16 protein-coding genes are annotated in these 22,515 nt (G+C 37.5%); 9 read left to right on the top strand and 7 right to left on the bottom strand.

Annotation, left to right across the window (positions count from 1 at the left end; genetic code table 11):
- Nucleotides 1–103: 103 nt before the first annotated feature.
- Together purL and truA are read left to right on the top strand one after the other, a co-directional pair.
- Entirely contained in the window at nucleotides 104–2,332 is a 2,229-nt protein-coding gene (gene purL, locus G9H60_RS00310; protein ID WP_223142142.1) for a phosphoribosylformylglycinamidine synthase subunit PurL, read from the top strand.
- 16 nt (nucleotides 2,333–2,348) lie between these two features.
- On the top strand, nucleotides 2,349–3,116 hold the full coding sequence (truA, locus tag G9H60_RS00315) for a tRNA pseudouridine(38-40) synthase TruA (RefSeq protein ID WP_223142143.1): 768 nt from the start codon (nucleotides 2,349–2,351) through the stop codon (nucleotides 3,114–3,116).
- Here truA and radA read toward each other — a convergent pair.
- Complete coding sequence (gene radA, locus G9H60_RS00320) at nucleotides 3,088–4,467, bottom strand: DNA repair protein RadA (RefSeq protein ID WP_223142144.1); 1,380 nt, start codon at nucleotides 4,465–4,467, stop codon at nucleotides 3,088–3,090. The genes truA and radA overlap by 29 nt on opposite strands.
- Before the next feature lie 104 nt (nucleotides 4,468–4,571).
- Here radA and G9H60_RS00325 point away from each other — a divergent pair, with 104 nt between their 5' ends.
- The 3 genes from G9H60_RS00325 to G9H60_RS00335 all read left to right on the top strand — a co-directional run bounded on the left by G9H60_RS00325 (nucleotide 4,572) and on the right by G9H60_RS00335 (nucleotide 9,340).
- Complete coding sequence (locus tag G9H60_RS00325; RefSeq protein ID WP_223142145.1) at nucleotides 4,572–5,252, top strand: outer membrane beta-barrel protein; 681 nt, start codon at nucleotides 4,572–4,574, stop codon at nucleotides 5,250–5,252.
- Between the two features lie 15 nt (nucleotides 5,253–5,267).
- The gene (pheS, locus tag G9H60_RS00330) at nucleotides 5,268–6,293 is read left to right on the top strand and encodes a phenylalanine--tRNA ligase subunit alpha (protein WP_223142146.1); all 1,026 of its coding nucleotides are present in this window, start codon (nucleotides 5,268–5,270) and stop codon (nucleotides 6,291–6,293) included.
- Between the two features lie 68 nt (nucleotides 6,294–6,361).
- The gene (locus G9H60_RS00335; RefSeq protein ID WP_223142147.1) at nucleotides 6,362–9,340 is read left to right on the top strand and encodes a glycosyltransferase family 117 protein; all 2,979 of its coding nucleotides are present in this window, start codon (nucleotides 6,362–6,364) and stop codon (nucleotides 9,338–9,340) included.
- 79 nt (nucleotides 9,341–9,419) lie between these two features.
- Here G9H60_RS00335 and dnaJ read toward each other — a convergent pair whose 3' ends face one another.
- Entirely contained in the window at nucleotides 9,420–10,577 is a 1,158-nt protein-coding gene (gene dnaJ / locus G9H60_RS00340) for a molecular chaperone DnaJ (protein WP_223142148.1), read from the bottom strand.
- Nucleotides 10,578–10,585: 8 nt separating this feature from the next.
- Nucleotides 10,586–11,110 carry a nucleotide exchange factor GrpE gene (locus G9H60_RS00345; protein WP_223142149.1) on the bottom strand — a complete coding sequence of 175 codons (525 nt, stop codon included), beginning with the start codon at nucleotides 11,108–11,110 and terminating at the stop codon, nucleotides 10,586–10,588.
- 100 nt (nucleotides 11,111–11,210) lie between these two features.
- Between G9H60_RS00345 and queG the strand changes: the two genes are divergently transcribed.
- Nucleotides 11,211–12,152, top strand: coding sequence for a tRNA epoxyqueuosine(34) reductase QueG (gene queG / locus G9H60_RS00350; RefSeq protein ID WP_223142150.1), 942 nt, complete (start codon nucleotides 11,211–11,213; stop codon nucleotides 12,150–12,152).
- 31 nt (nucleotides 12,153–12,183) lie between these two features.
- Here the strand turns inward: queG and G9H60_RS00355 are convergent, their stop codons facing one another.
- Nucleotides 12,184–13,212: a GntR family transcriptional regulator gene (locus G9H60_RS00355; protein WP_223142151.1), complete on the bottom strand. Its 1,029-nt coding sequence runs from the start codon at nucleotides 13,210–13,212 to the stop codon at nucleotides 12,184–12,186.
- Nucleotides 13,213–13,513: 301 nt separating this feature from the next.
- Here G9H60_RS00355 and G9H60_RS00360 point away from each other — a divergent pair, with 301 nt between their 5' ends.
- Genes G9H60_RS00360 through G9H60_RS00370 form a run of 3 tightly spaced genes read left to right on the top strand, consistent with a single transcriptional unit; the run spans nucleotide 13,514 to nucleotide 19,143 of the window.
- A complete protein-coding gene (locus G9H60_RS00360; protein ID WP_223142152.1) occupies nucleotides 13,514–17,614 on the top strand; it encodes a hybrid sensor histidine kinase/response regulator transcription factor in 4,101 nt (1,366 codons plus the stop codon).
- On the top strand, nucleotides 17,601–18,605 hold the full coding sequence (locus G9H60_RS00365; RefSeq protein WP_223142153.1) for a zinc dependent phospholipase C family protein: 1,005 nt from the start codon (nucleotides 17,601–17,603) through the stop codon (nucleotides 18,603–18,605). Before G9H60_RS00360 ends, G9H60_RS00365 begins: the two co-directional genes overlap by 14 nt.
- Nucleotide 18,606: 1 nt before the next feature.
- Entirely contained in the window at nucleotides 18,607–19,143 is a 537-nt protein-coding gene (locus tag G9H60_RS00370; RefSeq protein WP_223142154.1) for a metallophosphoesterase family protein, read from the top strand.
- Nucleotides 19,144–19,372: 229 nt separating this feature from the next.
- On the opposite strand, the gene G9H60_RS00375 is transcribed toward G9H60_RS00370, so the two are convergent.
- The 3 genes from G9H60_RS00375 to mnmA all read right to left on the bottom strand — a co-directional run bounded on the left by G9H60_RS00375 (nucleotide 19,373) and on the right by mnmA (nucleotide 22,476).
- A complete protein-coding gene (locus tag G9H60_RS00375; RefSeq protein ID WP_223142155.1) occupies nucleotides 19,373–20,200 on the bottom strand; it encodes an AraC family transcriptional regulator in 828 nt (275 codons plus the stop codon).
- 207 nt (nucleotides 20,201–20,407) lie between these two features.
- Nucleotides 20,408–21,340, bottom strand: coding sequence for a metallophosphoesterase (locus G9H60_RS00380; RefSeq protein WP_223142156.1), 933 nt, complete (start codon nucleotides 21,338–21,340; stop codon nucleotides 20,408–20,410).
- Nucleotides 21,337–22,476: a tRNA 2-thiouridine(34) synthase MnmA gene (mnmA, locus tag G9H60_RS00385; protein ID WP_223142157.1), complete on the bottom strand. Its 1,140-nt coding sequence runs from the start codon at nucleotides 22,474–22,476 to the stop codon at nucleotides 21,337–21,339. Before mnmA ends, G9H60_RS00380 begins: the two co-directional genes overlap by 4 nt.
- Between the last annotated feature and the right edge of the window lie 39 nt (nucleotides 22,477–22,515).

Raw genomic sequence — 22,515 nt, forward strand, 5'->3', positions numbered from 1 at the left:
AATCGGAATAATCCTGGGCTAATCGTTTCCCTCCAAGCAAAAATTATTACCTTTGTGCTCAATTGTGTGCTTCCAAGCCATTTCTTACATTAAAATTTACATTGTGGAATCCAACGAAAGCTTACCCACCCTCGAAACTGCCAAAAAATTAGGTTTACTTCCAGAAGAATATGATCGTATTCAGGAGATTTTAGGTCGCAAACCTAACTTCACAGAATTGTCCATTTTTTCTGTGATGTGGTCTGAGCACTGTAGTTATAAAAACTCCATTGTTTGGTTAAAAACCTTGCCTAAGGATTCACCACGTATGTTGGCAAAAGCCGGTGAAGAAAATGCTGGTTTGGTTGATTTAGGTGACGGTTTAGGTTGTGCCTTTAAAATTGAATCACATAATCACCCTTCTGCATTAGAGCCTTATCAAGGTGCAGCAACCGGAGTTGGTGGAATCAATCGTGATATATTTACCATGGGTGCTCGTCCGATTGCCCAATTAAATTCATTACGTTTTGGAAATATTGAATTAGCCAAAACTAAGTGGTTAGTAAAAGGTGTAGTGAAAGGTATTGGTGATTACGGTAATGCCTTTGGTATTCCTACCGTTGGTGGTGAAGTGTTTTTTGATGATTGTTATTCTACTAATCCTTTAGTAAATGCTTTTTCAGCGGGTATCTTAAAAGTAGGTAAGCAAGCATCTGCCATTTCTTATGGTGTTGGAAACCCCGTATTCATTGTAGGATCTGCCACAGGTAAAGATGGTATTGGAGGTGCAAGTTTTGCGTCGGAAGATATCACGGCAAAGTCATCAGAAAAATTGCCTGCTGTACAAGTAGGAGATCCTTTCCAAGAAAAATTGTTATTAGAAGCTTCCTTAGAAATTATTGAAGCTGGTTGCGTGATTGGTATTCAGGATATGGGTGCAGCAGGTATTATCTGTTCTACCTCTGAAATGTCTGCGAAAGGAGAACATGGTATGATCATTGATTTATCTAAGGTTCCGACGCGTCAACCGAACATGAAACCTTTTGAAATTCTATTATCGGAATCTCAAGAGCGTATGTTGATCGTTGTAGAGAAAGGAAGAGAGCATGAAGCGAAAAAGATATTTGAAAAGTGGGATTTAAATTGTGAACAAATTGGTGAAGTGACCGACACGAAACGTCTTCAATTCTTCCAAGATGGACAATTGGTAGCGGATGTTCCTGCAGATGATTTAGTATTGGGCGGAGGCGCACCAATCTATCACCGTGAATACCGTGAACCAGCTTATTACCAAGAGTTTAAGAAATTCAAGATAGATTCAGTTCAAGATTTAGAAGCGGGTGAAATCAGTAAAGCATTTGATTTCCTTATGAATCACCCGAACATTGCCTCTAAAAAATGGGTAGCCGAGCAATATGATTCATCTATTGGACGCGCTAATCGTAATACCAATGCACCTTCTGATGCTGCTGTAGTGAAAGTACATGGTTCTAAGAAATCCATTGTTATCACCGTCGACTGTAACTCGCGATATGTGAATGCAGATCCTGAAGAAGGTTGTGCCATTGCCGTAGCGGAGGCCGCTCGTAATATTGTTTGTTCTGGAGGTGTTCCTGTAGCAATCACCAATTGCTTGAATTTTGGTAATCCTTATGTACCAGAAGTATATTGGCAGTTTGTTGGAGCTATCAAAGGTATGAGAAAAGCTTGTTTGGCATTTGAAACTCCAGTTACAGGTGGAAACGTGAGTTTTTATAACCAATCCTCAGACGAAGGTCCAGTATTCCCAACACCAACTATCGGTATGTTGGGTATTTTAGAGGAGGCGAGCCAAAAAATGACTTTAGATTTCAAAGAAGAAGGAGATTTGATCTATTTGGTAGGAGAAAGTGTGAATGACATTGCTTCTTCTGAATATTTATATTCTTACAAAGGTGTAAAAGCTAGTCCTTCGCCTCATTTTGTATTAGAAACGGAACAAAAAATTCAAGGAGGAGTTGCTAGTTTGATTCAACAATCCTTGATTCAATCAGCACATGATTTATCCGACGGAGGTTTATTAGTAGCCTTGGCGGAATCTTCTTTCCCTCGTCAGAAAGGTTTTGCAATCAATTCTGACCAAAATATTCGTCAAGATGCTTTCTTATTTGGAGAAGCTCAAAGTCGTGTTTTAGTATCAGTTGCACCTGAAAAACAGGTAGCATTTGAAGCGCAATTGAAATCACAAACGATTCCATTTAATGCTTTAGGAGTGGTTACAGGTCATGATTTTATCGTTGATGGACAAATTGTCTCTTCACAAGCTTCAGCCTCAGCTTCATTCCATACAGCATTAGAGAAGGCATTGAATTAATCAAAAACAAATAGAAATGAGCCGTTATCTACTACAGTTTTCGTACGATGGCGGCTTTTTTCATGGATTTCAAATCCAACAAAATGCAGTTTCGGTGCAGTCGGAACTAGAAAAAGCATTAAGTACCATAGCTGGAGTTCAGATTGATTTAGTGGGAAGTAGTAGGACCGATACAGGCGTACATGCTCGACAACAATTTGCTCATTTTGATATTTTTGAGGAGGCGAATCAGCCAAAGGTAGATTGGGTTTATCGATTGAATCGTATTCTACCTGCTAGCCTTGCCATTCAAGCAGTATATCAAGTTCCAGATGATTTTCATGCTCGTTTCGATGCTATGGGGAGAATTTACGAGTACCATATAAGTTTAACGAAGGACCCATTTTCTCGAGAATATGCGTATTGGTTTGAGGCACCTTTACAGTTGGATGCAATGAATCAAGCAGCTCAATTATTTTTGAATCACCGAGATTTTCAAAGCTTTTCTAAGGTAAAAACGGATGTTACGACTTTCGATTGTCAAATAACTAGGGCAGAATGGAGAAAAGAAGGTAATCGGTTGATTTTTACGATTCAAGGAAATCGTTTTTTACGCGGTATGGTTCGTGCAGTGGTTGGGACCTTGATTGAAATAGGCTTGGGTAAATGGGACCAAGCAGATTTAATCAGAATTTTAGCTGCTAAAGACCGAAAACAGGCCGGTAGGGCAGTTCCCGCACATGGATTACATTTAATCGAGGTAACTTATCCAGAAATTACGTTCGTTTCCAAATGTTCATCATAACCTCCATCCAAGTGCTGGCTAGCTGTACCTTGATAGTTTTGGCTTTATAATTGATGCTTTTCTGATTGTATTTACTAATCCAAATTTCTTTGAATCCCAATTTTTCTGCCTCAGCAATGCGTTGATCAATACGAGTTACTGCTCGTAGTTCTCCACCCAAACCTACTTCAGAAGCGAAGCAAATGCTGGAATCGATGACTTTATCTTCATGCGAGGAAAGTAAAGACATACAAGCAGCTAAATCCAAGGCTGGATCATCCACTCTGATACCTCCCGTTATATTCAAAAAAACGTCTTGAGTACCAAGTCTAAATCCTCCTCTTTTTTCCAATACAGCCAGCAACATATTCAACCGTTTGGCATCATATCCCGTAGCCGTTCTCTGGGCTGTGGCATAGGATGTTTGCGTAACCAAAGACTGTATTTCAATCAACAGGGGTCTATTTCCTTCTAAAATAGTACCAATAGCGATGCCCGAAGCAGGTTCATCTCGAGATGAAAGCAAGATTTCAGAGGGATTACTCACAGGTCTCAGGCCATTGCCTAACATTTCATAAATGCCTAATTCTGATGTACTACCAAAACGATTTTTGGTAGTTCTTAGAATTCGGTAAATCATATTGCGATCACCTTCGAATTGGAGAACAGTATCGACTAAATGTTCCAGTACTTTAGGACCAGCAATGGAACCCTCCTTGGTGATGTGACCTACTAAAAAGATGGGTGTTCCACTTTCTTTCGCAAAACGCATCAATTCTAAGGCACATTCTCTAATTTGTGAAACAGATCCTGGACCTGATTCTATTTGATCTGAATAAAGGGTTTGAATAGAATCGATGATGAATAAATCAGGCTCTAAATCAACCAAATGTTTAAAGATTTGCTGGGTATTGGTTTCTGTCAAGATGTATAAATCGTGAGAAATGGGTCCTAAGCGGTCAGCTCTTAATTTGATCTGTTGTTCGGATTCCTCACCAGTAACATACAAAATTTTAAGACCTTGAAGAGAAAGGGCAACCTGCAACAACAAAGTTGATTTACCTATACCAGGTTCGCCACCAATTAATACCAAACTACCAGGAACTATTCCCCCGCCCAATACCCGATTGAATTCTTCATCCGAACATTGAAGTTTGGGACTGCTTTCAAAAGTGATTTCTTGCAATAATTTCGGTACAGGAGCCGTTCTATGAGTGCTTTTATTTTTCCAAACTTCAGCAGGATGAATGGTCGTTTCAATGAGTTCTTCCACAAAAGTGTTCCATTCTCCGCATGCTGGACATTTACCTAACCATTTTGGTGAGGATTGTCCACAAGATTGACAAATAAAAGAGGTTTTGGCTTTGGCCACAGAAATATATTAAGAACCCAAAATTACGCTTTGATTTGGTTTTTCCTTTTTTTTCGGAGTAAAAAGGATAATTTTACAAGCTAATTGAATTAAACCGCCCAATCATGAAAAAGTCAATGAAGTTCAGCTTATTGTTTTTGTTCCTTGTAGGAATGATTTTTCAAGCTAATGCTCAATTTGGAGCTAGGAAAGTTACAGGTAGTATATTCCGTTTTGGAATAAAAGGAGGAATCACTTTATCTTCCATTAATGTTGAAAGTATGACTTTTAGAGGAGCTTCAGTTCCCATAAATGATATCATTAATCAGAATTTGGCATTGAAAACAGGTTATGTAGGAGGAGTTTACGCACGTATCGGACGTAAATTATTCATTGAGCCAGAAGTTTTAGTTACTGCCAAAAATGCAGCAATCAATATTACAAGTCGTAACCAGTCCGTAGATGTAGCCTATACTAGTTTAGATGTTCCCTTACTTTTGGGATACAAATTAGGTCCTTTGCATGTATTGGCAGGACCGGTAGCATCTTATAATTTAAATTCAGATAATACCATTGCACAGGCCATTACATCTGTAGCTTCTTCTGTGTCTGTACGAGATGCTGTTTCTAAAGCATACTTTTCTTATACAGTAGGAGGTGGCCTGGATTTGTTAGGATTAACTTTAGATCTTCGCTATGAAGGAAATTTGACAGATTTAGCTAATACGGTGCCTATTCCTGCAGATGTGAATATTTCTCAAAAAGCTAGTGTGTGGCATTTAACCTTAGGTTTAAAAATATTATAATTAACGTTTTATTGAATGAATGAACAAATAAAGGTGATTCAGGATGAAATTGAGGCTTTTGTCATTTCAAATGAATCTGATGTAGAGCAATTCCGAATTCAGTTTGTAGGTCGTAAAAGTCGATTAGCCAGCTTATTTGATGGCTTAAAAGATGTGCCTGCTGAAAATAGGAGAGAGGTTGGACAAGCCTTAAATCAATTAAAGAATCTGGCAGAAAATAAGTTTAATCAAGCTCAGGAATCATTTGCTGATGCAAAATCAAATTTTGTGGTTCCTTCCGATTTGACATTATCAAGTCCTGTTCAGCAAGGAACCATTCATCCATTGACCTTAGTGCGTAGCCGTATATTAGAAATCTTCAATCGCATGGGATTTTCGGTTTCGGATGGTCCAGAAATTGAAACCGACTTTTACAATTTCACTGCCCTGAATTTTCCTGCGAATCACCCAGCAAGAGAAATGCAGGATACTTTTTTTATTGAAAAAGGAGCAGGAGAAATTCAAGATGATGTATTATTAAGAACGCATACGTCCAACGTACAAATTCGCTTGATGCAGCATCAGAAACCGCCTATTCGTTCTGTGATGCCCGGTCGTGTTTACCGCAATGAGGCAATTTCAGCTAGAGCACACTGTCTTTTTCATCAAGTAGAAGGTTTGTACGTTGATGAAAAAGTGAGTTTCAAGGATTTAAAGGATACACTTTACCATTTCGCCAAAGAGATGTTTGGAAAAGATACGAAAGTTCGATTCCGTCCATCTTATTTTCCATTTACAGAGCCAAGTGCCGAAATGGATATTACCTGTTTATTGTGCAAAGGTGAAGGATGTAACGTATGTAAGCAAGCAGGTTGGGTTGAGATAGCAGGTGCTGGCATGGTAGATCCCAATGTATTGGAAAATGTAGGCATTGATTCAAAAAAATACAATGGATTTGCTTTTGGAATGGGTATTGAACGCATCACAATGCTAAAATATCAAATCAAAGATTTACGCTTATTTACTGAAAATGACGTCCGCTTTTTAAAGCAATTCAATTAACAACTCTTAACAGCAAGCTTTTTTTTGACAGGTTGAATCCCTGTACATTTGATTTTAATTTCTAAAATATGATGAATTTTAAACGCTTAAATAACGTAACTGGCTGGATTGTATTTGCCATTGCTTTAGTTACTTATACACTAACCGTTGAACCCACAGCTTCTTTTTGGGATTGCGGTGAATTCATCGCCTGTTCTTATAAATTACAGGTTCCACACCCTCCAGGAGCACCCTTGTTCCTTTTATTGGGAAGAATGTTTTCTCTATTGGCTTTAGGTGATGTTAGTCGTGTTGCCTTTTGGGTAAACATGCTTTCGGTGATTAGCAGTGCTTTGACGATTCTGTTCATGCATTGGACAATCGTGATGATTGGTCGTAAGGTCATCAACAAATCTTTTGAAGAATTATCCAAGGCTGAAACCTATACTTTATTGTTTTCTGGTGTCGTTGGTTCATTAATTTATACCTTCTCGGATTCTTTCTGGTTTTCAGCGGTGGAAGCAGAAGTATATGCTATGTCGTCTTTCTTTACTGCCATTGTAGTTTGGGCGGCTTTCCGTTGGGAATTGGTGGAAGATCGTGCAGAAGCCAACCGCTGGTTATTATTCATCGCATATTTGGTTGGTCTTTCCATTGGTGTCCATTTATTGAACTTAGTAACATTGCCAGCCTTGGCCATTTTATATTATTTCAAACGTGAGGCTAAGCCTACCTATAAAGGTGGTTTTATCGCCATGTTTATTGGTTTAGTCATTTTAGCCATCATTAATTCTGGAATCATTCCTGGATTACCTTCCATTGCATTCAAATTCGAATTATTCTTTGTGAATTCATTGGGCTTGGGTAATGGCAGTGGAGCTTTGTTTTTCTTGTTTCTAATCATCTTGGTAGTGGTTTTAGGAATTCGCTATTCCTATGCCAAGGGCAAAGAGGTTTTGAATATCGCTTTGTTTTCATTTGTATTCTTGATGATTGGTTATTCCACTTATACCGTCGCTTTAGTACGCTCAGGATATAATCCTCCTATTAATGAGAATGACCCAAGCAATATTTTGAATTTCTTGAAGTATTTGAAAAGGGAACAATATGGTGAGCGTTCTTTGCTTTATGGTCCTGTGTACACAGCTGAAATCGAAGAGTTCAAACAAGGAGAGCCCGTTTATAAGCTGAAAGACGGTAAATACGAGGTTTATACCTACAAGCCGGAATATGTTTACCAAAAGGATCAACAAATGTTGTTACCTCGTGTATATAGTAATTCTCCTCAACATGTTGCATTATACCAAGAGATGTTAGGTATTCCAGCCGGTCAAAAACCTAGTTTTGGAGATAATTTACGCTTTATGTTTACACATCAGATTGGACACATGTACATGCGTTATTTGTTGTGGAATTTCTTGGGCAGAGAAAGTGATTATCAAGATGCTTGGGCCATTAATCCTTTCCAGGATTCTTCCAAATTACCTGATAATTTAGCCAACAATAAGGCAAGAAATAACTATTTCTTTTTGCCTCTCATTTTGGTTTTCTTAGGATTTTACTTGTTATACAGTAAAAATGAAAAGGATTTCCTAATCACCATCTTAATGTTTGTTCTTAGTGGAGTAGCTCTGGTGGTGTATTTGAACTCTCCCCCAGTAGAGCCGCGTGAGAGAGATTATATTTATGTGGGATCCTTTTATTTTATGGCCATTTGGGCTGGTTTGGGTGTCATGCAAATTGGGGAATGGTTGACTAAAATTGTTCGTAGCCCACAATTGAAATGGTCTTTATTGGCAGTATTTGGTCTTTCTGCCCCATTAATTATGGCCCAGCAAAACTGGGATGATCATGATCGAAGTGGAAGATACCATCAAATTGATTTTGCTAAAAATCTATTGAATAGTTGCGCTCCCAATGCCATTCTGTTTACGGGTGGTGATAATGATACTTTTCCATTGTGGTATGTACAGGAAGTAGAAGGCTTCCGTACTGATGTGCGTGTGTGTAATTTATCTTTATTGGGAACAGATTGGTACATCGACCAAATGAAGCGTCAAACCTATCAATCAGCCCCATTGCCTATTGATTTAACTAAGGATCAATTCTTGGAAGGTGTTAATGATCAAATTATGTACAATGGCAATCCGAATATCACAGGAATGTCATTACCAGACTATTTGGATTTGTTACACAAAAATGATCCAAGAATTCAGGCACAGACTCAGTCAGGTGATATGATCAATACGTTCCCTTCAGATTCATTGGTTATACCAGTTAATCCAACGGAAATAGCGGCTAGTAAGTGGTTCCCTAAAGAGTTTACTCCATTCTTGAGTACGAGCATTGGTTGGAAGCTTCCAGGTAAAAATATCTTCAAAGGTGAATTGATTCAATTGGAAGTAATTTCTAACAATGCGAAAACAGGTTGGAAACGCCCTATTTACTTTGCATCTACTTTACCTAATGACCAATATTTAGGATTAAAAGAAAGTATGCAGTTAGAGGGTTATGCCTACCGATTGATGCCATTTAAAATTCCAGGGGCCAAAGACGGATTTGTGAATACTAAAATCATGGCTGATAACTTCTTGAATAAAATGTATTGGAGAGGTTTAAATGATGATAAGATTTACTACCATGGAGATTTCTATTTAGGAATTCCAAGCGTAACTGCTCGTTTAGGGGTATATCGTTTAGCAGATCAGTTGATTCGTGAAGGTAATTTACCAAAGGCTAAACAAGTATTGGATTATTTAGACAAAGTTATGCCGAATAAGGTGATTCCATACGATCAATTCTCAGCTAGTTCGGTAGGTTTGTACTTAGAGATTGGTGATGAGGCGAAAGCCTTGAGCATGGCGAACACCATTATCAAACGTAATTCCAAAGCGATTGATTACTATTTCTCGGAAGATAATGTTCGTTCTCATGATCGTGATATTCAAATTGCGTTCTATGAGATGAATCTGATTGTTTCCGCTTTCAAAGAATCCAAAGTGAACCCAGCTAAATACAAGGAGTTGGAAGAAATTTTCAATAAACAGATTACTCGGATCAATGGGTAATACTGTTGATTTTTATGAATCAAAAAAGAAGGGCTTGATTATTCAAGCCCTTCTTTTTTATTTTTGATTATATGCTGGATTAACTAAACATATCTCGAACCTTGTGGAAGAATCCTTTATCTGATTTTCCAGGTTGAGGAGCAAAGTTTTCTGAGCTTCTTAATTTCTCCAAGATTTCAGTTTCTTCTTTGGTCAATTGTTTGGGTGTCCAAATATTCACATGCACCAATTGGTCGCCAACATGGTACCCATTCAATTCTTTGATTCCTTTGCCTTTTAAGCGAAGAATTTTGCCACTTTGAGTTCCTGCCTCTAAATTAATTTTGGCTTTACCTCCAATCGTAGGAACCTCAACAGAGGTACCTAAAGCTGCATCGGCAAAGCTGACATATAAATCATAAATGATGTTGTTGCCATCACGGTGTAAAACTTCATGCGCTTCTTCTTCAATGACAATCAATAAATCTCCAGCAACACCACCGCGAGGAGGGACATTACCTTTGCCATTCATGGAAAGCTGCATATCATTTGATACACCAGCCGGTATTTTGATGGGGATGATCTCCTCTTCCAATACGCGACCTTCTCCGAAACACACATCACATTTGGCCCCAACGCTCTTTCCTTCGCCACTACAAGTAGGACAAGTAGAGGATGTCACCATTTGTCCTAACATGGTTTGCTGTACTCGACGAACTTGACCTGAACCTTGACAAGTTTGACAAGTTTTTAAGTCAGTACCATTTTTAGAACCATTGCCAGAGCAAGTCTTACAAGCTACATGGCGTTTTACTTTGATTTTTTTCTCAACTCCATTGGCGATCTCTTCCAAATTCAACTTAAGCTTAATGCGTAAGTCTGAACCCTTGCGCTGCCGTCTTCCGCCGCCACCTCTGCCACCAGAGAAAAAGCTTCCAAATGGGCTTTCGTCACCAAAGATATCTCCAAATTGAGAGAAGATATCTTCCATGTTCATATTGCCGCCATTGAAACCTCCACTAGCTGCTCCACCCATTCCGGCATGTCCAAATCGGTCATACTGTGCTTTTTTCTGGGTATTGCTTAAGACTTCATAGGCCTCAGCTGCTTCTTTGAATTTCTCTTCTGCTTCTTTGTTATCAGGATTTTTATCTGGATGGTATTTAATGGCCATCTTGCGATATGCCTTTTTAATCTCCTCCTCAGAAGCTGTTTTAGCTACTCCCAATACCTCGTAATAATCTCTTTTTTGAGCCATTTTACTTATTAATTACCAACCACCACTTTCGCAAAGCGGATGACCTTTTCATGTAACGTATATCCCTTTTCAATCACTTCTATAACTTTACCTTTATCAGCATCCGTAGGAGCGGCAAATTGTGTGATGCAATCATGTATTTCTGCATCAAATACCTCGCCTTTGGCAGGTAATTCTTTTAAACCTTTGGCTTGCAATACCGAATTGATTTTAGCAAAAATCAATTGAATACCCTCCGAGATTTCTCCTTCTGGTGCATTGGCTAAGGCGCGTTCGTAATCATCTATGACAGGAAGTAAATCCACGATCAAACCGGCTGATGCGGTTTGGATTAATTCCACTTTTTCTTTGGCGGTACGCTTTCTGAAATTTTCAAAGTCTGAATACAAGCGAAGGTATTTTTCCTTCATTTCTGCCAACTCATCCGTAGGAGTCTCTTGTGTTGCTGTCTCTTCGCTATCTGTCAAATTTTCCTGATTTTCGGATTGGATTTTCTCTTCCTCTAAGTTATTCTCGTTTTCTTTCTTTTTCATAAGGCAAAATTAATACGCTTTCATAGCCACACAAATCATAAGCCAAAAAGTATTTTATGACAGTTTGGCAGAGATAAGGCAACTTTGTAATTTTAGGGAAATGACTTTAGATCCGAAACAAGTTTCTTCCCTGATTAAAAAAAAGGCCTTTGAGGCAGGTTTTTCCTTTTGTGGCATATCCAAGGCAGATTTTTTGGAAGAAGAAGCTCCTCGTTTGGAGGCTTGGTTGAATCAGGGATTACAAGGAGAAATGGCCTATATGGCGAATCATTTTGATAAACGTTTAGACCCTAGAATTTTGGTGGAAGGCTGTCAGACAGTCGTATCTTTAGTGTTCAATTATTACCCCGATCCTGCTTTAGTTCCTCTAAATCATCATTTTAAGATATCTAAATATGCTTATGGTGAAGATTACCATCGGGTGGTAAAGGATAAAATGCAAATTTTGTGGGATGCCCTTCAAGATGATTTAGGTGAGATTTCTGGTCGGATGTTTGTGGATTCAGCTCCTGTTTTAGAAAAAGCATGGGCTAAAAAATCAGGATTAGGATGGATGGGGAAAAACGGCAACTTAATCATTCCTAAGCAGGGGAGTTTTTATTTTATTGCCGAGTTACTCATTGATTTGCCAGCCGAAGTAGATGGACCCATCAAGGATTTTTGTGGTACTTGTACCCGTTGTATTGATGCTTGTCCCACGGAAGCTTTAAGTCCTTATTGGGTAGATGGTTCTAAATGCATTTCTTACTTTACTATTGAATTAAAAGAGGGAATTCCTGCTTCCATGAAATCTGATTTTCAGGATTGGATTTTTGGCTGTGATATTTGTCAGGATGTTTGTCCATGGAACCGTTTTTCCAAACCACATCAAGAACCTAGGTTTGAAGCACATTCAGCCTTTCTCGAGATGGAAAGAGGAGATTGGGAATCCTTGTCAGAAAATGTGTTCAAGGAACTGTTTCATTATTCAGCAATTAAACGCAGTAAGTTAAGTGGTTTACAGAGGAACATTAGCTATGTAAACAAAAAAAACGAGTCATGAATTTCATGACCCGTTTCCACAAAATTAAACCCTAAAGTGATAGTCTTACGATCAGTTCTAGATCAATTTCTTCTGTAGTCTTATAGCTTTCACCAATAAGTGCGGCGGCTCTTCGACCGATTTTTTCAGGTTGATTGGAAAGTACCGTAATTCCTCCTGATAATATTTCTTTGTAACCTTGATCATTGTAGGATATAATCCCCATGTCTTGTCCTAATTTCCAATTTTGCTTATCTGCGTATTTGATGGCCTGAATTAAGTCGGAATCATCCAATGTAAAGTAAACTTCACCTTGGTTTAATTCTTCTCCGTCCAGACCATCCAATACTTTAAAATCCATGTTAATGGATTCACAGAAATCTCCACAGCCATTAATAAATTCCGCATCGAAGTATTCTTCTTCGGTTAATACGAGATTTAAACAACGGTATTTTTGAAACAGGTTTGTATGGTTGGTAAACTCTTGAATGATTTGTGATTTGGGATGACAAACGATGCTTGCATGGGTATTTTGCATGCTTTCAAATTGCTGATCCAATAAGATCAAACGATCTCCCGCAATTTTCTTTAAACATTTAATGTTTTCTTCTTCCTCCTCGATCAAATGTGGCATAATGACATAATAGTGGTAATTACCCAACTGTTGACCTAATATTTCTTGAAACTGTCGTGTTTTGTACTGATATGTGAAAATATCCACCAAGACATTTTTTCCAACAGCCTCATTGAACGAATTGAAAATGGCTTTATTCGTGTCTGTAATTTTTCCTACTAAAAACATCACCTTTGTTTTCAGTTTCAATGAAGAATTAGAGATGAAATATCCTTTTCTAAAAATGGAAGTAATGGCTCCCATTTTGTGTAACTCAGTGTAAGCTCTTTCTACTGTGTCTCGAGATAAATAACATTCTTCTGATGCCTCATTGATGGAGGGTAGACGTTCTCCTGGTTTCAATTCTCCCATCTCAATATCTTGAAGAAGTGAATTAATTAATTGCTGGTATTTCGGCAACTTATTGTCAAAATTTTTGCCAGAAAACGAAACAAATGATTTATTCATAATTTGACTCAGATAAATTGAATAGATGGAGAAGGTTTTGGACAAAAACTAAATTATTTTGTCTTAAAACGTGTCCAAAATTAAGTTTCATTGCTTGGATACTTTAGGACAAATCTTTCATATATCAGGATATATCTTGCAGAATGGGCAATTTGAAAGATTTTTAGGGTAAAATTCCCTTTTAATCAGCCTTTGGACTCCTACAATACAATAGACTTATATTCCAATAAGGGATAAATCAGCTCAGGATTCAGGAATAATTTTCTAATTTTAGTTTTTATTATCTTGTATAATTTATCCTGTGAAACGATTTCTTCGTCTTTTCTTGGCTTTGATTTTATGTGGTAGTCATATCGTAATGGCACAAAGAAGTCAACGCTATGAACGTTTGACGACGGCTTCAGGATTGTCGCAAAGTACCATCTCTAAAATTATTCAAGATAAAAAAGGATTTCTATGGTTCGCGACTTCCGATGGGCTGAATAGATATGACGGAAATAATTTCGTTGTTTTTCGAAGTGATCCATCTGATTCAACCACACTCAGCAGTAGTGATATTTTTACCATGTGTGAGGATGATGAAGGAAATATGTGGGCTGGGACCAGGAATGCTGGATTGAATAAAATCGACTTAGCCACGGGTAAAGTTTATCGATTTAGTAAAGGTCCCAATGGAGAAGATTTTTCATCCATGACCGTTTCATCCATATTAAATTTAGGTAACCATCGGGTGATGGTATCCGCCACTGGTTTGGGTATTTTAATATATGATACCCGCGAAAATAAATTGATTGCCAAAGAGTCTGATGTGAAAAATCCCTTGATGGCAGATGTCGTTCGGATTTATCGGCATTCTAAGGGTTCTATTTGGTTTGGAACCAGAACAGGTCTTTTGGTTTCTCGTTTAGGTCCTCGCTCTTATTTGCCATTTAAATTGGCTGAAAATACGAATACACCTGATTACCGAATACGTGTCATCAGTGAATCATTCAATGGAGATATATTAGTAGGTACCGAGGGGCGTGGTCTTTTTCGCTTTAATCCTCAAAACCAGCACTTTACACGTGTTTTTTATAATGCGCAGAATCCCTTAAGTCGACAAAATATTGTTACCAGTCTGACCAAGGATGCCTATCAAAATTTATGGATAGGGACAGATAATGGTGTTTACGTGTTGAAAAAGGAGGATTTTTCCTCCTATTATCAGATTTCTTCCAATCCTGACCCTGATTTAGGTATAAGTTCGTTTTCAGTGACTAGTTTATTTACCGATGCCAATTTAAATACCTGGGTAGGAACTTGGGAAGCGGGTTTGAACGTTGCATTTTTTCAAAAACCTCGTTTTTCTATTTTAAGGTATAAACCCAATACCTTACAAGGTTTATTGAGTAATAAAGTTACCGCCATTAGTGCTAGTAAAACTGATCCTAATGGAGTTTGGATAGGATTAAATGTAGGGTTATCGTATTTCAATTATAAAACCGGCAAAATTGAACATATCGTCAATAATGCAGGGGTGAATAAACTAAATCCAGTAGCAGATTTTGATGTCAATATATTGCAAGCAGGTTCAGATGGAAACCTCTGGATTGGTGTGTGGGGGCATGGATTAATCAATTTAACTCCACAAAGAAAACAAGTAGCCTATCCATATCAATTGGGAAATCGTGCGGCCAACTTGACAGCAATGAACCTTATGGGTGATAAATTATTGTTAGGTACAGCAGGATTGGGGGTGATTGAATTTGACATAGCCACTAAAAAGTACCGTATACCTTATCCCACATTAGGAATAAAGAATTTTGGTACCAAGAATATTTCCAGTTTATTGATCAATGAGAATAAACAAATTTGGATAGGAACTACTGGTTTTGGTATCTACATCTACAATATTGCCACCAAAGAATTAACCCATATCGATAAAAACGGGTCTGCCAATGGCATTCGTTACAATAACATTACCAAAATATTTCAAGATCGTAATAAGCGGATTTGGGTTTTGACCAATGGTGGCGGATTGCATTTGTTTTTAGGACCAGGAAAAGGATTTAGAAATTTTACAGTTGCAGATGGATTAGCTTCCAATACTTTGAGAAGTATGATGGAAGATCGTCAAGGAAATCTTTGGATAAGTACCAATGGTGGAATTTCAAAAATGAATCCTACTTCCCTTAAGTTTGTCAATTTTGATGAATTGGATGGTCTTCAAGGAAAGGAATTTTTAGCACAAGCTTATGGACAAAATTCTAAAGATTGGTTGTTTTTTGGCGGGGCTAATGGGCTTAATTATATCAAAGCCGATAGTTTAAGGATGAAGATGGATATTCCTCCCATCTATTTAACGGGTTTAAAAATATTTAATAAGCCAGTTAAAGTAGGGGATGAGAATTCACCTTTAGAAAAGGATATCCTTCAAACGAAGCATTTGATTCTTCAGCCAGATCAAACAGTATTTAGTTTGGATTTTGTAGCGCTGGAGTATCAAAGACCCAAAAATAACCGGTACGCCTATTATTTAGAGGGTTTTGATAAAGAATGGAATGAGGTTGGGACACAGCGCTCAGCGACTTACACCAATTTAAATCCAGGTGATTATATCTTTAAAGTAAAAGCCACCAATTCAGATGGCGTTTGGGGTGAGAAACCATATGAATTGAAAATTACTGTTTTACCACCATGGTATCGAACTTGGTGGGCTTATGGAATGTATACACTACTATTTCTAGGTATGGTCTTCGGATTCATGCGTGAAGTTCGAATCCGCGAGGCATTTAAAACGGATTTGAGGATGAAGGAAATAGAAAAAGAGCGTATTCGTGAATTGGAACAGGTCAAGACTCATTTCTTTACAAATATTTCGCATGAGCTAAGAACTCCTTTGACATTGATTATTAGTCCATTAGAGAAATATTTTTTAAATAATACCCAAGCCAACAAGGAACAGAAATCACGAATATTGGCCATATATCAGAATGCTCAAAAGCTCTTACATCTGATTAACCAATTATTGGATTTATCTAAAATTGAGGCAGGAAAACAGCAACCTGTTATAGCCCAGCATGATTTGATTTTACAGGTAAATGGAATTTTACAAGGATTTGAGACCTATGCTATACAAAAACAGATTAAGTTAAAATGGACTGCTCCAGTAGAATCTTTGTTCGTCTATTATGATTCTGATATCATCGAAAAATGTATCAGTAATTTGCTTTCCAACGCATTTAAACATACTCCAGAAGATGGTACTATAGCCATCAAGATGGATTTAATAAAACAGTTTAAAGCGGACTCAGAAGAAGTGCAGGTGGTAAAAATCCATGTGATGGATACGGGTAAAGGAATAGATTCCACACATTTACCTCACATCTTTGATCGTTTTTACCAAGTTCCAGATTCCATAGGACGAGTGGGAACAGGAGTGGGACTTTCCTTATGCAAGGAGTTGATGGAATTACATAAGGGGAATATTCAAGTGACGAGTGAATTAGGGAAAGGAAGTGATTTCTGCATTGATTTTCCTGTTACTAAAAATGATTTTGACCCTTCTTGGATACATACATACGGAATTTTCCCAAGCATTGAGCAAAATGTCGGTTTAAAGAAGGCTGATGAGTTGGAAATAGAACAAGAAAAGCAAATTCTGATGGTGGTAGACGATCACGCTGAAATGCGTTTGTTTATCTCTGATATTTTCAAAAATCGTTTCCAAATCATTCAAGCAGAACGAGGAGAAGAAGCCCTTGAAATGGCATTAAAGTTCATTCCTGATGTGCTCATTACCGACTGGATGATGCCTGGAATGAGTGGAGTGAATTTGTGTAGAGCTTTGCGACAAAATCCAAAAACGAATCACATTCCATTATTGATTTTAACTTCTAAAAGCTCGCATGAAAGCCAGATTGAAGGTATGCAAGCTGGAGCGGATGATTTTGTTTCTAAGCCGTTCAATGCAGATATTTTAGAGATTCGAGTGAATAAATTGCTGGAGACCAAGGAAAGAATGCGAAAAAATTGGCAAAAGCAGATGATTCAACAAGGTTTAACAGAAGGTAAATTACCTGCCTATGAAGATCCTTTCTTACAAAAAGCAACTCAATTGGTTATAGATCATCTTTCCGAGGCAGAGTTTGATGTGGATGATTTAGAAAAGGGATTGGATATGAGTAAAATGCAGTTATACCGAAAATTGAAAAACTTAACTTCATTAGCAGGCAATGAGTTTATACGATCTATCAGACTACAACAAGCCAAATTATTGTTAGAAAATTCCGAGTTTAATATCTCTGAAGTAGCTTACCAAGTGGGATTTAATGACCCTGCTTATTTTACGCGTGCCTTTAAAAAACAGTATGGGAAATCCCCAAAATCATTCATTCAACAAATACAAGATGAAAAATCCTAAGCGTTTATTTTTACTCCTAATACTATTTACTTTGTTAATTTCCTCTTGGGGATTTTTGGCTCATAAAACTTTACAGCAAATATCTATTTACTCGTTACCTGAACCACTAGGAGCCTATTTTTTTGCTAATCAAGAGTATTTAGTTAATCAGTCTATCCGCCCAGATGTTCGTAGAAATGAGGATAAAACCGAAGATGTAAAGCATTATTTGGATATGGATGCTGCCATTTTTGGCCCGAATTATAGAACAGATATTCCTCATGAATTTTCAGCAGCTGTAGCCAAGTATGGCATAGATTCACTTCGTAAAGAAGGTTTAGTTCCTTGGGAAGTAGTTCGAGTTTATGGGCGATTGGTCAATGCCTTTAAAAAAGAAATGAAAGATTCCGTTTTATTTTATGCAGCTGATTTGGGTCATTATGTAGCTGATGCCCATGTACCCTTACACACCACTAAAAATCATGATGGACAATTAACAGGACAAAAAGGCTTACATGCTTTATGGGAAAGTTTAGTTCCAGAAGAGCAATTGCCGCAATATCAATTGGCTAAATTTCAATCAAAACCATTGGTTTATATAGCCAAGCCACAGGACTTTATTTTTGAGATTTTATTGGAATCACATGCCATGTTACCTGAAATGTTTCAAGTAGAAAAGGAAGTGACTGCCGCAGTAGGGCTTGAAAAGAAACACATGCAAGTGGTAAGAAATGGTAGAACTTTGAATTATTATACCAAAGAATTTATACAAGCCTATGGGAATCGTTTAGGTGAAAAGGTACAGGACCGTATGTTAGTTTCTGCCCACCGCGTGGCATCATTTTGGTATTCAGCTTATAAAGATGCTGGTTCACCTAGCTGGGTGGGTTCAGATGCCAAGGTATCTAAGGAATTGATGACAGCATTGCAGGGTGAGAAAAAAGCATGGCTTGCCAATAGCTTGATTGCGGACAAATTATTGATTTCAGTGAAAAATAAAAGAGCAGAGTAGGGTGAAGAAAATTTTGATTATTTCTGATACTCATTCTTATTTGGATCCCAGATTAGAACCTCATTTACAAGCCTGTGATCAGATTTGGCATGCAGGAGATTGGGGCTCAGTTCAGTTAGCCGATGAATTAATCGCTTATAAAAAACCAATCGCTGGGGTGTATGGTAATATAGATGATCGAACCATTCGTAACATGTATCCGAAGATCATACGTTTTCGTTGTGAAGAGGTTAATATTGCGATGACTCATATAGCCGGTGCACCATCTTCCTATAAGCCGGATGCTTATGAGGCATTCTCGAAAGGAATTCCTCAAATATTTGTTTGTGGGCATTCTCATATTTTACAAGTTAAGCGTGATATCAAAAGGAATAACATGCTTTTTATTAATCCAGGAGCAGCAGGGCAACATGGTTTTCATCCCATACAGACAGCTATACAATTGAAAATAGACGGCTCCCGCATATTTGATGTTGAAATCATTCAAATGGAGAGAAATAGAAAAGTACCTAAGGAAATGCTGGAGGAAGGTAAATAAGTGAATTGTCTAAAAAAAGAAAGGTGTAAACAAATGAATGTCTACACCTTATTATATGAACACAGGATTTGGTAATTTAAAAGGCGGAATTAAATATTGTTATGTTTAATTAAGTCTTGACCAAAATCATAATAAAAGAATTTTGTTCTATTTATTACATGACAAAATTCAACAAAAATAACTATTACCCAAAGGTTAATTTATGACAGTTGATGGTAAATATGATACCTTATTTATTAATTGATCTAAATTCTAAGGGGGTAATTCCAGTAGCTTTTTTGAAATATTTAATGAAATTGGTTGGCTCATCAAAGCCGGTAGTAAAGCATATTTCCTTAACAGAAAGGCTTGTAGAGCTTAATTTTCGTTTAATTTCTAGGATGATATAATCATCCAAAAACTCCTTAGCAGTCCTGTTGGTAAATCGCTTGGAAATCTCATTGAGGTGTTTGTAGGAAATATTCATTTTGTCGGCATAATCATTCACATTCCTACTGTGTGGGTAATCATCCTCAATCATATTTTTGAACTTTTCAAACAAATCAAACCCTTGTTTGGAGTTTTGATGTGACTGAATGAGTAAGTTTCTATTGTTTAATTTGTAGAGAATAATCGAAAATAAGGAAGAGATTATTTGGTTTTTAAGCACATAAGGGCTGTAGACATACTCTGTTGCTACCCTTTTGGCATAGTCCATCATGCATTCATCTAATTGATATACAGGATTAAATAGATGGTAATTGAATAATTGAGAAATGTGGAAATAGGTATTAGGGGTAAAATAGTTCAATAGATATTCCTTGGTAAAAAGAAAGAAATGTCCGTGGTAGTCTGATTCAGTATTTAAGGCATGAATTTGATTGGGAGATATAATCAAACATTCGTTTTCCTGTACCAAGAATTCTTTTAAATCCACTTTATGGCGAACAGAGCCTTTGGTAATGATCAATAAAATGAAAAATTCAAGTCGATGAGGAGCAAATGGAGTATTTGGTTCTAAATTAGACCAATCACGCTTAGAAAATTCTTGCAAATCGATGCTCTCAAAACCTTCCATTTTGAGATCTTCTTTAAAGCTTAGTTTAGGTATAAATTTCAATAGTAAAACACATTAAATGATAAAGGAATAAGAAAGGTGCCAAACCTCTCACTATGGTAATATACGAACCTTGTAGCTTTAATTAAATTATTGTGACTAAATATTTAAAATTTTTTCATATTAACAAATGTCAATTTTTCTAAAAAAATTAAATGCTTGGCATTCCTATTTTTTGATTTGCTGACTGAATATCGTATTTCCTTTATCGTCAATAAATTGAAATTCCAATACTTTCGCTTGTATGAAAAATGCCGCAAATCCATTCGTTGATTTGGCGAATTTGGCTTTATCTGTCGCTTTCAAATTTGTTATTTTACTTCCTGCTCCAGAAATAATATGATTCAACTGAGGGCTAAGTTGATTGTATTCCAAATGATGTTCATGTCCGGCCAAATAAAAGTCCACTCCAACTTTTTCCAATAAAGATTGCCATGAGTTGGCTACATGGTTTTTTCTGTCCATCCGAGGGCCAGAAGTTACTAATGGATGATGACCCACGGCTATTTTCCATTGGGCTTTAGAATTAGTCATTAGATCAGTAAACCACTTTTTCTGAGCAATTGTATCTTGTGAAGCTACATTGGTTCTGAATGGTTCATCTTCATCTTGATAATAGCCCAATTCAAAAGGTGAAGTATCTAAAAAAGCGATCAATAATTGACTACCATCTGATAATTTGTATGTTTTGGAATAGTAGCGAGCTGGCATATTCCATCTTCTACTGATTTGAGAATAGTCAATTTCTGCCTGTGGATTACCAGCGTAATCGTGGTTGCCTAAAACCGGATACCAATTTACATGCAGACTATGTCCCACATAAATATCTTCAAAACTACTTTTCCAAGCAGGATCTAAGGTACTTGCCACACCTTTAGGATAAATATTATCTCCAGTAGTGATGATGAAATCTATGTCAGCCTCAGTTCCCGTTATCGCCATTTGTTTGGCAACCTCTTTTTGATGGTATTCACCTTGTCGACCGAAATCCCCCATCACCAAAAAACTGATATCAGCTTTTGGATAGGTTTTGCTAGTTTGAGCTAAACTGATTTGTAAACCAAGAAGAATCAAAAATCCTGATATGCTTATTTTTTTCATACCTCAAAAGATTGAACGTTTTCAAATACACTACCTTTTTGGAACGATTTTAAAATCCAACCTCCACCAACGACATCGTCACCCTCATAGAAAACGGCAGCTTGTCCGGGAGCAATACCAGATACTTCATCGTGGAATTCTACCTTAATTTTACCTTGAAATTGCTCAATTTTGGCCTCAGTTCCAGGATCCTTGTAACGAACCTTAGTTATTGTTTCCAATCCCCCAATGGGTATTTCCGCATATTTTTGCAAGTTTAATTGACCAAGATACATACCGGTGCGATTCAAATCCTCCAATTTTCCAATCACCACTTCATTCGTTTCTTTTCGTATTTCCGTGACAAAAGCTGGAAATCCAAAAGCCTTACCTAATCCTTTACGCTGACCAATGGTATAAAAGGGATAGCCTTCATGTTTACCTATGATTTTCCCGGCTTGATCTACAAAGTTCCCACCTTGTACTGCATCTTCTAATTCTGATAAACGTCTTTTTAGAAATCCTCGATAGTCATTATCAGGTACAAAGCAGATCTCGTAGCTTTCCGACTTATTAACTAAATCCACAAATCCACGTTCTGAAGCCATCTCACGGATTCTTTGCTTGGTTAAATGACCCAATGGTAAAATGGTTCTAGCAAGGCTTTCTTGTGATACTCCCCAAAGCACATAACTTTGATCTTTTAGGGCATCCACTCCTTTGGAAATAACATATCTACCGTTTTCTTGACGTATTTGGGCATAGTGTCCAGTGGCAATGAAATCACAGCCTAGTTGGTCAGCTCTACGCAAAAGTGCATCCCATTTGATGTGAGTATTGCACATGACACATGGGTTAGGAGTACGCCCTTCCACATATTCATTGGTAAAATAATCAATCACGGAATCCCCAAATTCTTCTCGAATGTCCAATATGTAGTGAGGGAATCCCAAGGAGACAGCGATGTGTCTGGCATCGTTGATGGAATCCAATGAACAGCAACCTGTTTCTTTTTTGGTTCCACCTGAGCTAGCATAGTCCCATGTTTTCATGGTCATGCCAATTACCTCATATCCTTGTTCGTGTAGTAAAACAGCTGCGACTGAGCTGTCAATGCCGCCGCTCATAGCGACGAGAACGCGTCCTTTTGTTTCCATATTCAATTCAGGTTCAAAGCCTGCAGAAATTTTTCGCAA

It is taken from the genome of Aquirufa aurantiipilula (assembly GCF_019923745.1).
In the GTDB taxonomy this organism is placed as follows: Bacteria; Bacteroidota; Bacteroidia; order Cytophagales; family Spirosomataceae; genus Aquirufa; species Aquirufa aurantiipilula.